The following is a 15,187-nucleotide window of genomic DNA, read 5'->3' on the forward strand; positions in this document are numbered from 1 at the left end:
CGCCGGGGGCGCAGGGCGGAGTGCTCCGCGGGAACTCTCTCACGCGCACCTGGGACCCCGGCACCGACGATGGTCGGGTGCTCGTCGCACAATGGTGGGGTGCCCACCCCTGCTACTTCTCCCGACGAGCCCGACGAGCTGAGGGACGACGGACCCTCGGGGCCGACGGGCGGAGACCGCGGGGAGCCGACGGCCGAGCCGCGGGACGCGCCGATCGCCGAGCCGCGCGAGGAGCGGGCGCGACGCACCGTCGACCGCGACATCCTGCGCCTGGCGATTCCGAGCCTCGGCGCGTTCGTGGCCGAGCCGCTGTTCGTCCTCGCCGACTCCGCGTTCATCGCCCGGGTCTCGACGACCTCGCTCGCGGGCCTGGGCCTCGCCTCGACGGTGCTCACCACCGTCGTGGGCCTGGCCGTGTTCCTCGCCTACTCCACCACCGCCGCGGTGGCCCGCTCCTTCGGCGCCGGCCGACGCCGCGAGGCGATCTCCCGCGGGATCGACGCCTGCTGGCTCGCGCTGCTCGTCGGCGCCGCCGCGGCGCTCGTGCTGGTGGTGGCCGGGGAGCCGCTGCTGGCCCTGTTCGGCCCCTCCCCCGAGGTGCTCGCTGAGGCGACGATCTACCTGCGCATCAGCGCGCTCGGCCTGCCCTCCATGCTCGCCGTGCAGGCCGCGACGGGTCTGGTGCGCGGACTGCAGGATGCGACGCTGCCGCTGGTGGTCGCCGTCGGCGGTGCGATCGTGAACATCCCGCTCAACGCGCTGCTGATCTTCGGCGCCGGCCTCGGGATCGCCGGCTCCGCGATCGGCACCGTCATCGCCCAGTGGGGCATGGCGCTGGTGCTGCTGGCGGTGATCGTCCGCCGCGCCCGGAGCGAGGGGATCGGGCTCGGTCTGCAGCCGGCGAACCTGGTGGCCGTCGGCCGGGACGCCGTGCCGATGTTCGTGCGCACCCTGTCGCTGCGGGTCGTGCTGATCGCCTCGACCGTGGTCGCCACCGGGCTCGGGGACGTGCAGCTGGCCGCGCACCAGCTCACCACCACCGTGTTCACGGTGCTGTCGCTCGCGCTGGACTCCCTCGCGATCGCCGGCCAGGCCCTGACCGGTCGGTATCTCGGCGCCTCCGACCCGCGCACCGTCCACGCCGTGACGCGGCGGCTGATGGTGTGGGGCGTGGGCGGCGGCGCGGTCGTCGCGGTGCTGCTGCTCGCGGCCAGCTACGTGGTGCCCGAGCTGTTCACCCCCGACGTCGCCGTGCAGGAGAGCCTGCGCGCGGCGCTGTGGGTGCTGGTGATCACCCAGCCGATCGCCGGGTACGTGTTCGTGCTCGACGGGGTGCTGATGGGCGCCGGCGACGCGCCGTACCTGGCGAAGGTCGGCTCGCTCATCGCGGTGCTGGTGCTGCCCGGCGCGATCGCGGTGGCGCTGTGGTCGCCGGGCGGCCCGCTGGGCCTCGCGCTGCTGTGGCTGGCCTGCAACTTCTTCTTCATGGTGCTGCGCGCGATCAGCCTCGGCCTGCGGGTGCGGACGGACGAGTGGATGCGGCTGGGGTGATCGCCGAACTGGCGAGGAACGAGCAGGGAGGAGACCAGCAGGTCAGGAAGGGCTGACGGGGCACGGGTGATCGCCGCCGGGGGCGGTCGGCAACCGCGGTCGGCTGCGTTCACTGGCGGTATACGGGGAGGGAGGCTGCATACGGCCCTGCCTTCGCCTATTCCGCCAGTGAACGCATGGCTGGTCAGCCGGGCGGTGCACATTACTGCGCTCCCTGCGTGACCTCAGCGCCCAGGGGACGCTGAGGTCACGCGCGCGACGCGGAAGCGTGCGGCACCCCTGCCTGGCCCGCCGCCGTCAGCCGGTCTGCACGGCGTCGCGCGCGGCGACGAAGGCGCGCACGGCCGCCTCGATGTCCTCCTCGGTGTGCGCGGCGGAGAGCTGCACGCGGATGCGCGCCTGCCCCTTCGGCACCACCGGGTAGGAGAACGCGGTGACGTACACGCCCTGGTCGAGCATCGCGTCGGCGATCCGGGCGGCGAGCGCCGCGTCGCCGAACATGACCGGCACGATCGCGTGCTCGCCGTCGAGCAGCTCGAAGCCCTCCTCGCCCATCCGGGCGCGGAACAGCTCGGCGTTGCGGAACAGGGTCGCGCGCAGCTCGGCGCTGCCCTCGACGAGGTGCAGCGCGGTGAGCGTCGCAGCGGTGATCGAGGGGGCCAGCGAGTTGGAGAACAGGTACGGGCGGCCCTTCTGGCGCAGCATCGCGACGATCTCGCGTCGGCCGGAGACGTAGCCGCCGCTCGCGCCGCCGAGCGCCTTGCCGAAGGTGCCCGTGTAGATGTCGACGCGGTCGGAGACGCCGAAGTGCTCGGGGGTGCCGGCGCCGGTGGCGCCCATGAAGCCGACGGCGTGGGAGTCGTCGACCATGACCAGCGCACCGAACTCGTCGGCGAGGTCGCAGATGCCGGGCAGCGGGGCGAGGTAGCCGTCCATCGAGAACACGCCGTCGGTGACGATGACGGTGCGGCGTGCGCCCTTGCCGTCGTGCAGCGCGGCGGCGGCCTCGAGCTGGGTGCGCAGGTCGTCGAGGTCGGCGTTGGCGTAGCGGAAGCGGGCGGCCTTGGACAGGCGGATCCCGTCGATGAGGGAGGCGTGGTTCAGGGCGTCGGAGATGATCGCGTCCTCCTTGCCGAACAGCGGCTCGAAGACGGCTCCGTTCGCGTCGAAGCAGGAGGAGAACAGGATCGTGTCCTCGGTACCGAGGAAGGCGGACAGCGCCTGCTCGAGCTCGAGGTGGAGGTCCTGGGTGCCGCAGATGAAGCGCACCGAGGCCATGCCGAAGCCGCGCTCGTCCAGGGCGCGCTTGGCGGAGGCGACGAGCCGCTCGTCGTCGGCCAGGCCCAGGTAGTTGTTCGCGCAGAAGTTCAGCACCTCGGCGCCGTCGCGGCCGACGGGGCCGGCGGTGATGCGGCCGGACTGCGCGGTGGAGATGACGCGCTCGTGCTTGAAGGTGCCGGCCTGCTCGATCTCGTCGAGCTCGGCGGTCAGCTGGTCCTTGAGGTCGGTGTACATGGAGTGGGGTCCTTGGGGTCGGGGTGAGGTCGCGGGAGGTCGTGCGGGCGGCGGCGCGGCCGCGGGCGGCGGGAGCGCGCGGAAAGGGCGGCGGGGGCCGACGGGTCAGTCGCCGACGTCGCTCCAGTCCAGGAGCACCTTGCCGGCCTTCCCCTCGCGGGCGAGGGCGAAGCCGTCCTCCCACTCCGCAGCGGGCAGGACGTGGGTGATGGTGCGCTCGATGGCGGTGCGCAGGGTGCGGGAGGTGGAGAGCATCGCGGACATCGCGTTCCAGGTCTCGTACATCTCGCGACCGTAGATGCCCTGGAGGGTGAGCATGCGGGTGACGACCGCGGTCCAGTCGATCTCGAACTGCCGCGAGGGCAGGCCCAGCAGCGCGATCTTCCCGCCGTGGTTCATGTTCTCGATCATCTCCTGCAGGGCGCGGGCCTGGCCGGTGATCTCCAGGCCCACGTCGAAGCCCTCGCGCATGCCGAGCTGCCGCTGCGCGTCGAGCACGCGGGTGGTGGAGACGTCGAGGACCACGTCGGCGCCGCAGTCCTCCGCCATGGCGAGGCGCTCCGGGGAGATGTCGGTGATGGTGATGTAGCGGGCGCCGGCGTGGCGGGCCACGGCCGCGGCCATCTGGCCGATCGGGCCGGCGCCGGTGATCAGCACGTCCTCGCCCACCAGGGGGAACTTCAGCGCGGTGTGGACGGCGTTGCCCAGCGGGTCGAAGGCGGCGCCGAGCTCGGGGCTGATCAGCTCCTGCCCGCCGTCGTGCTCGTGGACCCACACGTTCTCGTGCGGGACGGTGACGTACTCGGCGAAGGCGCCGTCGCGCTGCACGCCGACGGAGCGGACGCGGTTGCACATCTGGCGCCGTCCGGCACGGCAGTTGCGGCAGGTCCCGCACACCACGTGCCCCTCGCCGGAGACCCGGTCGCCCACGCGCACGTCGTCGACCTCGGAGCCGACCTCGGCGATCTCGCCGTAGAACTCGTGGCCGGGGGTGAAGGGGACCGAGTCGCACATCGCCTCCGCGGAGGAGTCCCAGGCGAGGATGTGCAGGTCGGTGCCGCAGATCCCGGTGCGCAGCACACGCACCTTCACGTCCCAGGGCCCGCAGCCGGGCTCGTCGACCGTCGTCCATTCCAGGCCCGCGCCGGGCGTGACCTTGCGCAGTGCGCGCATCAGACCTCCTCGTCCCGCTCCGCGCGGGAGCGTGCTCGGTCGCGTCGGACGGGCGGGACGGGATGGGCCCCGCGCCGGGACGGACCGCCGGTCCGGGATGTGGACCGACGCGACGAGGATACGGGGCGAGCCGGTAGAGGGCGAAGCCGGCGACGGTCCGCCGTGACGGGGACCGCGACGGGCCACGGCAGGTGCCGCGGCCCCGCACCGCCGCCCTCGCCCGGAGGTCCCGCCGAGCACGTCGCGACCCCGGCGTCGGCGGGTGCATGCTGGGGAGGCGGTCGCGGGCGCGGCCGCCTGTCCCCCAGCGAACGGAGCCCGAGCATGACCAGCCAGCGAATCCTCGTCGTCGGAGCCAGCGGACTGATCGGCGGCGCCGTCGCCGACCTCCTCGAGCAGCGCGGCCACGAGGTGGTGCGCGCCTCCCGCTCCTCCGGCGAGCGGGTGGACCTCACCGACGAGTCCTCGATCGCCGCGCTCTACGAGCGGATCACGGCCGACGCCCCGCTGCACGCGGTGGTCGCCGCGACCGGGAAGGTCCCCTTCGCCGCGGCCTCGGAGCTCACGGTCGAGGACTACCGGGCGGGGCTGCTGGACAAAGCCCTCGGGCAGATCGCGCTCGTGGTCCACGGCGCGCCGCTGCTCACCGGCCGCGGCTCCTTCACCCTGACCAGCGGGATCCTCTCCCACTCCCCCGTCCCCACGGGCGCGGCCGCCTCCGCGGCGAACGGCGCGATCGACGGCTTCGTCCGCGCACATGCGGCGACCTTGCCCGGCGGGGCGCGGATCAACGCGGTCAGCCCCAACGTGCTCGCCGAGGCGGAGGGCTATCACCCCAGCTTCCCCGGCTTCCTGCCGGTGCCCGCGGCCGATGTCGCCTCGACCTACGTGCGCAGCGTCGAGGGCGTCGAGACCGGGCGGGTGCTCTCGATCTGAGGCCCGGCGGCGGCCTCCGGGGTCAGCGCCGCCAGAGCTCGCGCGGGTCGCGGCCGGGGCGGAAGCCGGCCCAGTCCGCCAGCGCCATCGCCTCGGGGAAGTTCGCGGCCAGGGCGAGCGGGGTGTGGGAGTCGCTGCCGAAGCTGATCGCCTCCCCGCCCTCCTCCGCCCACCACTGCGGGATCCAGGGGCGCAGGCGGCGGGTATTGATCTCGAGCGCGCGTCCGCTCGCGGCGATCGCGCGCATCGCCCCGCGGAGCTCCTCCTCGAGCGGGCGCGGATCGAAGGGTCCCTCGACCTCCTCGGGCCAGTAGCGCACCGCGTAGTCGAGATGGGTGACGACCTCGTGCGGGCCCTCGCCGGCGACCTGCGCGGGCACCTCGGCGAGGTAGTCGCGGATCACCTCGAGGGCGGGACGCCGACGGAACAGTGTGTTCGGCTCGGCGCGGTGCTCCGAGCGCGGGGGAAGCGCCCCGTCGGCGGACCGCGCCCCGTCGGCGGACCGCGCCCCGCCGGCGGACTGCTCCTCGCCGGCGGGCTCCCCGTCGGCCGACGGGCGCTCGAGCGGGACCGTGTGGAGCGAGCCGATGATGCGGTCGAAGGCGGAGAGGTCGAGCTGGGCGCGGGCGGCGTCGAGCCGCAGGCCCGGCTGGCCGAACTCGAGGCCGGTGCCGATCCGCAGCTGCGGGAAGTCGGCGCGGCAGCGGTCGATCTCCTCGAGATAGCCGTCGACGTCGAAGCGCGGCACCGCGACCACGCCATCGGCCCCCACCAGGTGCCGCTCGTGGTCGGCGAAGTCCTCCAGATCCGTGAACCAGGCGTCCTCGAGGTCGAGGTGCTCGGTGAAGAACAGCGCGGGCAGCCCGATCTCCACGGCCCGCGCGCAGGTCGCGCGCATGGTGCCGCGCGCGGCGGAGTCCGGACCGCCGGTGTCCCAGGAGAACTCGCTGTGGACGTGGCTGTCGGCGGGCAGGCCGACGGGAAGGGAGGTCATGGGGCCAGGGTGCCAGAGGCCGCAGGGCTCGTCAGCGGCCGGGCCGAGGTTCGGGACCGGGCGGCGACGCGGCGCGGCGGACCGGGCGCGCCCCCGCCCAGCCGATCACGATCCCGGCCAGCAGCACCACCATCGGGAACTCGTAGAGGTGGTCGATCATCGAGTGGACGGCCAGGGCGCTCCATGCGGCGACGCCGATCAGGGCACGACCCCGCCCCCGCTGGGCGGCCAGGACCGTCCCGGCGGCCAGCATCGCCGCGAACAGGATCACGCCCACCGCGCCGAGCTCCGAGGCGACCTGGAGGACCGAGGAGTGCGCGGCGTACAGCAGCGGGTTGTACTCCGCGATGCCCGACCATTCCGAGAACGCGCCGGGCCCACCCCCGAGGACCGGGTGCTGCGCGAACAGCGTCAGCGCGTCCCGCCACAGCGCGTGCCGCGCGCTGCTCAGCGACTGGGGTCCGGTCATCCAGGAGGGCCAGCGGCCGACGACTCCGAGCACCACTACGAGCAGGGCTGCGAGCCCGACGACGCCGAGGCCCAGGCCGACGATCGTGCGGCGGGAGAGGTGCAGGCGTCCCCAGGCGGCGAGCGCGGCGGCCAGCAGGACCACCGCGAGGGTGGCGAGGCCCGCCTTGGCGTTGGTCGCGAGGACGGCGCCGAGCACGGCGATGCAGGCCCCGATCACCTGGACGACCTGTCGGCGCCAGGCGTTCTGCGCGCGGTCCCATCCCCCGAGGGCGACGTCGCCGGGGTCCCGGGTCCGCACCATCGGCGCCCCGCGCAGGCCCCGCACCCCGGCGCCCGCGCTGCCCTCGAGGATCAGCGCGCCGAGCGCCACGAGCTGGACCCCCGCCGCGGCGAGGGCGTTCGCGTAGGAGGGCACGCCCAGCAGCAGCGCCAGCGCAGGAGCGACCACGAGGAGCGACACCACCAGGGGCAGCACGCCCCGCTTCGCGACATGACCCAGCACCGCCCCTGCCACGAGCATCGGGGCGAAGGCGAGATACGGCCAGGACGTCGCGAGCACCTCGGCGGCACCGCCCTCGAGCCGGAGGCATGTCAGAGCGACGTACACCGTCCATGCCGCGGCCGCGATGAGGACGAACGTCTCCGCCGGGGGGAGCCGGGAGCTCTTCTCGGCATGCTCCTTCATCACGGTTCTCTGCACTGTGACCTCTCTCGGGCTCGGCGACGCCGGAGCTCGAGGAGCCGCTCCTGCATCAGTGGTCCGCCCGATCTACTCATCCACGGTGGGATGGGCTAGATTGAACGTGACCAGTATGTCCGATTTGAGCAGTTTGGGCCAGGGGGATCCCCGCCCGACCGCGCACCGGGAGCGGGGAGACCCATGACGATTCAGCGCTGCTTCGCGCTCGTGCAGGAGAGATGGCGCACCGCGCTGCTGACCTCGCTGCTCGTGCTCGCAGCCGCCGCCGCGGCCATCTGGGTGCAGACCCCTGTCTACCAGGCCTCCGCGAGCGTGTTCGTGCGCACCGGCGCGTCCGGCGACGTGTTCGACCGCACGGAGGCCTCCGACTACGCGGTGCAGCGGATCACCACCTACGCCGATCTCGCCACCTCCCCGCTCGTCCTCGATCCCGTCATCGAGGCCCTCGACCTGCACACGGACGCGGACTCGCTCGCCTCCGTGCTCACGGTCCAGATCCCCGAGGACTCCCTCCTGCTCACCATCTCGGCGGAGGACACGGACCCGGAGCAGGCCGCGCGCATCGCGAACCTCGTCGCGGCGAGCCTGAGGACCGAGGTGTCCGGGCTCGAGTCCGCCTCGGGCCCCTCCCCGATCCACCTGACGACCGTCGCGCCGGCGCTCCCTCCGGAGCATCCCGCACGCCCCGACCTGCCGCTCCTGCTCGGCCTCGCCCTGCTCGCCGCGGTCGCGGCCGGGATCGCTGTCGCGCTCGTGCGCGGCACGTTCGACGATCGGGTGCGGGACGCCCAGGACCTCACCGCGCTCACCGAGCGCCCGCTGCTCGCCTCGATCCCCGAGGCCCGCTCAGGGGAGCCGCCGTTCCTGCCGCTGGAGGACGTCGCCCCGCAGGGCCGGCGTGCGGAGGCGCTCCGCGGCCTGCGCACGACGCTGCGCCACCTCGGACTCGGCACCGAGCTGCGCACCCTGCTGGTGACCTCCGCCGTGCACGGCGAGGGCGCGACCAGCACCGCGCTCGACCTCGCCTCCACCCTCGCCCGCGAGGGGCACCGGACCCTGCTGATCGATGCGGACCTGCGCGGCACGTGGACGGACCACGGCCTCGGGCTCGGTCATCGCGACGGGCTCAGCACCGCGCTGCGGGGCGGCGCGGCCTGGACGACGCTCGTCCAGCCCACGGCGCTCGAGGGCCTCTCCGTCCTCGCCGGCGGTCCCCGCCCGCAGAACCCCGGCGCGCTCCTGGACAGCTTCCGGATGACGACGCTGCTGCGCGATGCCGCGGACCGCTACGACATCGTGCTGATCGACGCCCCGCCCGTCCTCGCGCTCAGCGACAGCACGACCCTCGCCCAGCAGGTGTCCGGGACGCTCCTGGTCGCCGGCAGCGGCAGGGTCCGCAGCGTCCAGCTCTCCCTGGCCCTGCGGAAGCTTCAGCTCGTCGACGCGGACGCACTGGGGATCGTCCTGAACCGCGTCCCGCGCGGCGACCTGGAGACCTACTACGAGCTGCCCCCGGAGGCGACGACCGCCGGCGCCGTCCCCGGCTCGGCCGTGGCGGCCGGTGCGGGCCCCCGCACAGGGCGGCGCCGACGCACCGTCCCGCCGGGGACCGACCTGCAGGGCACGAGCTCCGGGAGCACCCGGAATGCGTCCATCACAAGGAGTGAAGCGTGAAGACCATCGCCGTCGTCGGCTATTTCGGCTGGGGGAACTTCGGTGACCAGCTGTTCCTCGACACCGTCCGTCGGCGCCGGGAGGAGCTGTGGCCGGGCTCCTCCGAGATCCTGGCCCTGACCAGCAGGGACCTCGGCCGCCATGCGACCGCGGGCCCCCTGGGCGCGCTCGTCCGCGCCGCGCACTCCCTGCGGATCCTGCGCCGCGCCGACGTGCTCGCGTACTGCGGCGGCTCCGTGTTCACCGACGTGTCCGGGGTCGACGCCCTGCGCCGACGCCTCCGTCCCGCCCGCGTGCAGGCGCTCGGCGTCTCGGTGGGCCCGTTCGCCGACGAGCAGGCGCGGCAGGACGTGAAGCAGTACCTCGGCGAGTTCGAGCGGATCGTGGTCCGGGACGATTCCTGGACCCTCCTCCAGGAGGACCTCCCCCTGCTGCCCGAGCCGGTCGCCGGCCCGCCGGCGGGCATCGAGCAGGGCGGGGACCTCGCCGCGCTCAGCCCGCTGATCACCCAGGCGGCCGACGACGAGCGCTCCGGGCTGGTGGTGTGCCCCTCCGCGGCCGCCGACGCCGACGTGGACCTGCTCGCCGAGCAGGTGCTCCAGGCGCGCCGCGCCATGCGTCTGCGCGGGCTGCCCGCCCCGGTGCGGATCCTGGCGCTGAACGGCCACCCCCGCAACGGGGACGAGCAGCTGGTCCGCGCGCTCGCCGCGGCGCTGCGCGATCAGGGCGTCGAGTGCACGACGAGCAGCTTCCTCGAGATCGGCCTCGAGGGCACCCTGGCGGCGCTCGGCTCGGCCTCCCTGGTGCTGAGCCAGCGCCTGCACGGGGCGATCGTCGCGTATCTCTCCGGCGGGAGGTTCCTGATGCTCGACCACCATGCCAAGTGCCGCGCGTTCGTCGAGGACGTCTCCGGCGACGCGGCCGTCTGCGTGCCGGTGGACGCGCCGGACCTCTCCGAGGCGCTCGAGGCGGCGCTCTCCCTCGAGAGGTCCCCGGTGCGGGAGCCGGAGGAGTACATCCGCCACGCGGAGCGCATCTACCTGGGGCAGATGGCCCATGCCTGAGACGCGCACCGCCCCCGCCGAGGCCCCGCCCGCCGGCTCGCCCGGCCTGCTCGCCCGCGCCGGCAGCTTCCTGCTGATCCTGGGCGGGACGATCGGCAGCGGCGTCTCCCACTGGTTCATCGTCTGGCTGATCGCGGCGACCTACGGCGCCGCGGGCCTCGGCGAGTACTCCGTGGTCCTGGCCGGCGCCACCCCGCTGTTCATCTTCCTGGGGCTGGGGCTGCGCAACGTCTACGTCTCCCAGGCCGGCTCCCCGCGCTGGGGGACGTTCCTGCGCTGGCGGGTGGGCGGGCTGGCCCTCGCCTTCGCGCTCCTGGCGGTGTACTGCCTGATCGCGGCGCCCTACTGGGGGATCTTCCTCGGCATGGCGGTGATGAAGGTGGCGGACGGCCTGTCCGAGCTGGCCCTCGCCCGCCTCCAGCGCCAGGGGCGCTTCACGGCGCTCGGCGCGCTCACCAGCGTCGGCGCGGTCGCCACGGTCGCTGCGATCTCCGTCGCCGCCTGGCTGTCGGCGCCCACCGGGGTGCTGCTGGCGTGCGTGGGCGGCGTCTCGCTGACGATGGGCCTGGTCGCCCTCGCCCTCTCGCGCCCGAGCCGGGCCGCGCTCGAGGCCGAGGAGGAGATCGGGGTGCGCCGGCTGCTGGCCGCCGCCCTGCCCATCACGGCCTCGACCGGGCTGATGAGCCTGGTCGCCTCGATCCCGGTGTGGTTCCTCGGGGCGCACACGAGCGCACCGGAGGTCGGCCGCTTCACGGCCGCCGCCTACCTGATCGTCGCCGCGAACCTGCTCGGCGCCAGCGCGCAGACGATCCTGATCACCACCTACCGCCGCCATCTCGCCGACGAGGGGGCCGCCTCGCTGCTGCGCTCGATGGGGCGCCACACCCTGCTGCTGGGGGCGGTCGCCGTCCCCGCGGTCGTGGCCGTCGTGCTCCTCGGCGACCCGTTCCTGCGCCTGGTCTACGGCGATGCCTTCGGGGCGACCCCGCTGGAGCTGCTCGCCTTCGGGGTGACCGCGGCGCTGTGCATCCTCGGCTATCTCAACTCCACCGTGCTGCTGGTCCTGAACTGGTACCGCAGCCAGCTCCTCACCACGATCGCGACCCTGGTCGGCGCGGTCCTCCCGCTCGCGCTCGCCACGATGATCGGCACCACGCAGTGGGTCCTGGTGGGGATCCTCTCCATGACCGGCGCCTATCTCGTCCGTTTCGTCACGGCACGACTCCTGCTGACCCCGCGAAGGGTGGTCTCCGATGTCCCTCACTGATCCGCACCCCGAGACCCGGCGACAGGGCGAGGAGCCGCCCGCCCCCGAGCTCTCCGTGAGCGTGGTGATCCCGCACTTCAACAGCACCGACACGATCGGGCGCGCCCTGGAGTCGATCGCGGTGCAGACGCTGCTCCCGCTCGAGGTGGTCGTCGTCGACGACTGCTCGGCACCCGAGGAGCGCGAGACGCTGCGCGGCCTGGAGGAGGAGTCGTTCCCGTTCCGAGTGCGGGTGCTGGAGCAGGAGCGGAACCAGGGCCCCGCAGCGGCGAGGAACCGCGGCTGGGAGGCGGCGGAGGGTGAGTGGATCGCCTTTCTGGACAGCGACGACTCCTGGCATCCGCAACGCCTCGAGCTGCAGGCGCGCGCGCTCACGCCCGCCACCCTGATGGCCAGCACGCACTCCCTGGTGCTCTCCGAGGACGATGCCTCTCCCGCCCCGCTGCCGACGCCCGTGCCGGCGCCGGTGCGGCTGGGCATGGGGCATCACATCGTCAGCAATCCGCACACCACCTCCTCCGTGCTCCTGCGCCGTGACCTCCCGGTGCGCTTCACGCCCGGGCGGTTCTACGCCGAGGACTACGAGCTGTGGATCCGGGTCGCCGCCCTCGGCGACGTCCTCTCGGTGCCCGTCCCGCTGGCGTACTTCCACAAGGACCCCTTCGGCACCAGCGGCCTGTCCAGCCGGATCTGGAAGATGATCGCCGGCGAGCAGCGCACCTTCGTGCTGCTGCGGCGCGACGGCGTGCTCTCGCTGCCGCAGTTCCTCGCCGCGGAGGTGATCATGGTCGCCCGGATCGCTCGGCGCCTGGTGCTCCGCGCCGCACGGGATCTCCCCGGCCGCGTCGCCGGTCCGCGCCGTCCCCGGGCGTCCTGAGTCGGACATTCTCCCCGACCCTCGCCGCTTCCACTCGTCCCAAATCGGACATTTAGGACGAACCTACCCATACCGGGGCAATCTGGGGTAGATTCGGTCTCGGGGCGAGGGGCTCCACCGACTGGCGAGCCGAGACGGCCGCGCCGGTGCGCACCCCGAGCCACCCGAGCACAACGATTCGGACGAGGGGACTCCCGTGGAGCTGCAGCAGTACCTGACGATCCTGAAGGAGCGGTGGAGCACAGCCGCCATCGCGGCCGTGATCGTGCTGGCGGTCGTCAGCACGCTGACGCTCACGCGCACCCCGACCTACACCGCCACGAACCGGGTGTTCGTGCAGACGGAGGCGGGCGGCTCGGTCTCCGAGCGCAGCAGCGGCGTGAACTTCGCCAGCCAGCAGATCATCACCTACGCCGATCTCGCGAAGACGCCGATCGTGCTCGACCCGGTGATCGAGGAGCTCGGGCTGGACCTCACCGCCGACCAGCTCGCCGATCGCATCAGCACCCGGATCCCCGAGGACACGCTGATCATCGACATCACGGCCTCGTCGGTGGACCCGCAGGTCGCCTCGGCCATCGCGAACGCCACCTCGGAGAGCCTGCGCGCACAGGTCTCGACCCTCGAGGCACCGACGCAGGAGGCGGCCGCGACGGGGACCACCGAGGACGGCTTCGAGGCCGTCCCCTCGACCGTCGAGCTCACCGTGATCTCCTCCGCCGCGACGCCGAGCTCCCCCGCGTCGCCGAACGTCCCCCGCGACCTCGCGCTCGGCGTCCTGCTCGCGCTGCTCGCCGGTCTGGCGGCGGCCGTGGTGCGGGACTTCCTGGACAACCGGGTGCGTCGCCCCGCCGACATCGAGGCCCTGTACGACCTGCCGGTGATCGGATCGATCCCTTCGGTGCACTCCTCGCAGAACGTCGCGCTGATCGCCGCGCAGAAGCCCAGCAGCGTGCAGGCGGAGGCCTATCGCGAGCTGCGCACCAACCTCCACTTCATGCTCACCGCCGACAGGATGAACACCCTCCTGGTGACCTCCTCGCTCTCCGGCGAGGGCAAGTCGAGCACCGCGATCAACCTCGCCCAGGTGCTCGCCCAGGCCGGGGACCGCGTGCTCCTGGTGGACGCCGACCTGCGCCGCCCCTCCCTCGCCACGGAGCTCGGCCTCGAGCGGACCGTCGGCCTCACCACCGTGCTGATCGGCGATGTCGAGCTCGACGACGTCACCCAGCCTCTGGAGACGGCAGGACTGGACGTCCTCACCTCGGGCCCCATCCCCCCGAACCCCAGCGAGCTGCTGGGCAGCGAGGCGATGCGCTCGCTGCTGGAGGCGGCGTCCGAGGCGTACGACTACGTGGTGGTCGACACCGCTCCCCTGCTCGCCGTGACCGATGCCGTGGCGCTCTCCCGCTTCGTCGACGGCTCGCTCGTCATCGCGCAGAGCGACCGGGTCAAGAAGCAGCAGCTCGGCGAGGCCCTCGCCAAGATGGACTCGGTCGACGCCCGCGTGCTGGGCGTGGTCGTGAACAACGCGCCGCGGGACGTCCGCGACGTCTACACCTACCTGCCCGACGAGGAGTCCTCCGAGCTCGCGGTGAGCGTGGTGCCCACCGAGGACCGTCCCGCGGAGGCGTGGCCCGAGGAGGCCCGCCCCTCGGAGTCGTCCGAGCACCGGAGCGAGGAGGCTCTGGGGGCCGAGGAGGCCACCGGCGACCGTCCGGAGGCCGTGCCGGCAGCCCGGGCCGCACGCCCGACCGCCGTCCACGGCGGCCGCCCCGCCGCGCCGCGGCGCCGTGCGATGCGCCGTCCCGAGGCCACGCGTCCCGACGGCACCCGACAGGCCGGTGCCGAACGCTCCTCCGGGGGCGCCCACGAGGCCGACGTCCCGGCCGGCGGCCCCACCCTGACTGTCTCCGGCGGTGCAGGTCGACAGGGGGCCAGGTCCGCATGACGACTGATCCGATGGATTCGATCCTCGTCGTCTGCACGGGGAACATCTGCCGCTCCCCCGTGGGAGAGGGACTGCTGCGCCATCGCCTGGCTCCTCGGCGCATCGCCGTCAGCAGCGCGGGGACGCACGCCGTGGTGGGGCGCCGTCCGGTCCCGGAGGCGATCAGCACGGTGCTGGAGTCGACCGGCGAGGAGCTGCGCGGCCGCGGCACGCAGCTCACCCTCGAGGCGATCGAGGCCGCCGATCTCATCCTCACGATGAGCACGAGGCAGCGTGCTTCCGTCACCGCGCTCTCGCCGCGCGCCGTGCGTCGCACCTTCACCCTGCTCGAGTTCGCGCGGATCAGCGAGCTGCTCGGCGACGACGAGGTCCACGACTCGCTCGCCGATCTGGTGCGCGCCAGCGCCCCTCTGCGACGGCTCGCGAACGCGTCCCGGGCGGGGATGGACATCGCCGATCCCTACGGCGGCCCGCCGGCGGGATACGTGAAGAGCTTCGGCATGATCGCCGCTGCGGTGGACACCTCGGCCCGTGCGATCGGTCGAAGCCTCGAGGAGCCCCTGCCGAGCTGAGAGCAGCGTCGCTCTCCGCCCGGTGGGCGAGGGGACGAGGGGGCGTGCGCCGTTCAGGCGCACGCCCCCTCGTCGGTCCGGCGGCACGAAGGCACGAAGGCACGAAGGCACGAAGGCACGAAGGCACGGTCGGCGAGAGGGCCCTGCGGGCGAAGCGGGCCCGTCGGTGAGTACGACGGGCTGCCGGCGCGTGCGACGGACTGTCAGCGCATACGACGGTTCGTCAGTGAGGTCGGGAAGGACGCTCCGCATCCGCGATGGGCACCGCGGACCTCCACGGCGCCGAGCTCCGCATCGCCGCTCTCCGCTCCGCTCGGCGGCGGTCCGACCGTGGACCGGACGGGACTGCGCCCGTCGGCCGGGCCCCGTCCGCGCCTGGGCCGGGGCCGCGTCGCCGCTGCGGGCCGGACCCTGTCACCACCCCGGGGTCATGATCCCGTCG

At 73.5% G+C, this 15,187-nt stretch carries 12 protein-coding genes; 8 read left to right on the plus strand and 4 right to left on the minus strand.

The window, feature by feature from the left end:
- Window positions 1-99 precede the first annotated feature (99 nt).
- Window positions 100-1,551: an MATE family efflux transporter gene (locus tag A4A78_RS00810; RefSeq protein ID WP_231880775.1), complete on the plus strand. Its 1,452-nt coding sequence runs from the start codon at window positions 100-102 to the stop codon at window positions 1,549-1,551.
- 297 nt (window positions 1,552-1,848) lie between these two features.
- Here A4A78_RS00810 and A4A78_RS00815 read toward each other — a convergent pair whose 3' ends face one another.
- The gene (locus A4A78_RS00815; protein ID WP_062946547.1) at window positions 1,849-3,066 is read right to left on the minus strand and encodes a glycine C-acetyltransferase; all 1,218 of its coding nucleotides are present in this window, start codon (window positions 3,064-3,066) and stop codon (window positions 1,849-1,851) included.
- Between the two features lie 105 nt (window positions 3,067-3,171).
- Window positions 3,172-4,239, minus strand: a complete 1,068-nt coding sequence (gene tdh, locus A4A78_RS00820; protein WP_062946548.1) for an L-threonine 3-dehydrogenase — start codon at window positions 4,237-4,239, stop codon at window positions 3,172-3,174.
- 324 nt (window positions 4,240-4,563) lie between these two features.
- Between tdh and A4A78_RS00825 the strand changes: the two genes are divergently transcribed.
- Complete coding sequence (locus A4A78_RS00825; protein ID WP_062946549.1) at window positions 4,564-5,175, plus strand: short chain dehydrogenase; 612 nt, start codon at window positions 4,564-4,566, stop codon at window positions 5,173-5,175.
- 22 nt (window positions 5,176-5,197) lie between these two features.
- Here the strand turns inward: A4A78_RS00825 and A4A78_RS00830 are convergent, their stop codons facing one another.
- The gene (locus A4A78_RS00830; RefSeq protein ID WP_062946550.1) at window positions 5,198-6,169 is read right to left on the minus strand and encodes a PHP domain-containing protein; all 972 of its coding nucleotides are present in this window, start codon (window positions 6,167-6,169) and stop codon (window positions 5,198-5,200) included.
- Between the two features lie 31 nt (window positions 6,170-6,200).
- Window positions 6,201-7,325 (minus strand): O-antigen ligase, encoded by a 1,125-nt coding sequence (locus A4A78_RS00835; RefSeq protein WP_062946551.1) that lies wholly within the window; start codon window positions 7,323-7,325, stop codon window positions 6,201-6,203.
- 195 nt (window positions 7,326-7,520) lie between these two features.
- Here A4A78_RS00835 and A4A78_RS00840 point away from each other — a divergent pair, with 195 nt between their 5' ends.
- The 6 genes from A4A78_RS00840 to A4A78_RS00865 all read left to right on the plus strand — a co-directional run bounded on the left by A4A78_RS00840 (window position 7,521) and on the right by A4A78_RS00865 (window position 14,745).
- Entirely contained in the window at window positions 7,521-9,014 is a 1,494-nt protein-coding gene (locus tag A4A78_RS00840) for a polysaccharide biosynthesis tyrosine autokinase (protein ID WP_062946552.1), read from the plus strand.
- Window positions 9,011-10,078: a polysaccharide pyruvyl transferase family protein gene (locus A4A78_RS00845; protein ID WP_062946553.1), complete on the plus strand. Its 1,068-nt coding sequence runs from the start codon at window positions 9,011-9,013 to the stop codon at window positions 10,076-10,078. The genes A4A78_RS00840 and A4A78_RS00845 overlap by 4 nt, the downstream gene beginning before the upstream one ends.
- Entirely contained in the window at window positions 10,071-11,345 is a 1,275-nt protein-coding gene (locus tag A4A78_RS00850; RefSeq protein WP_062946554.1) for a lipopolysaccharide biosynthesis protein, read from the plus strand. Before A4A78_RS00845 ends, A4A78_RS00850 begins: the two co-directional genes overlap by 8 nt.
- Window positions 11,332-12,222: a glycosyltransferase family 2 protein gene (locus A4A78_RS00855; protein WP_062946555.1), complete on the plus strand. Its 891-nt coding sequence runs from the start codon at window positions 11,332-11,334 to the stop codon at window positions 12,220-12,222. Before A4A78_RS00850 ends, A4A78_RS00855 begins: the two co-directional genes overlap by 14 nt.
- Window positions 12,223-12,418: 196 nt before the next feature.
- Window positions 12,419-14,173 carry a polysaccharide biosynthesis tyrosine autokinase gene (locus A4A78_RS00860; RefSeq protein ID WP_062946556.1) on the plus strand — a complete coding sequence of 585 codons (1,755 nt, stop codon included), beginning with the start codon at window positions 12,419-12,421 and terminating at the stop codon, window positions 14,171-14,173.
- Window positions 14,170-14,745: a hypothetical protein gene (locus A4A78_RS00865; RefSeq protein ID WP_082835111.1), complete on the plus strand. Its 576-nt coding sequence runs from the start codon at window positions 14,170-14,172 to the stop codon at window positions 14,743-14,745. Before A4A78_RS00860 ends, A4A78_RS00865 begins: the two co-directional genes overlap by 4 nt.
- The last annotated feature ends 442 nt before the right edge of the window (window positions 14,746-15,187 follow it).

The organism is Brachybacterium sp. sponge (assembly GCF_001613775.1).
GTDB classification, from domain to species: Bacteria; Actinomycetota; Actinomycetes; order Actinomycetales; family Dermabacteraceae; genus Brachybacterium; species Brachybacterium conglomeratum.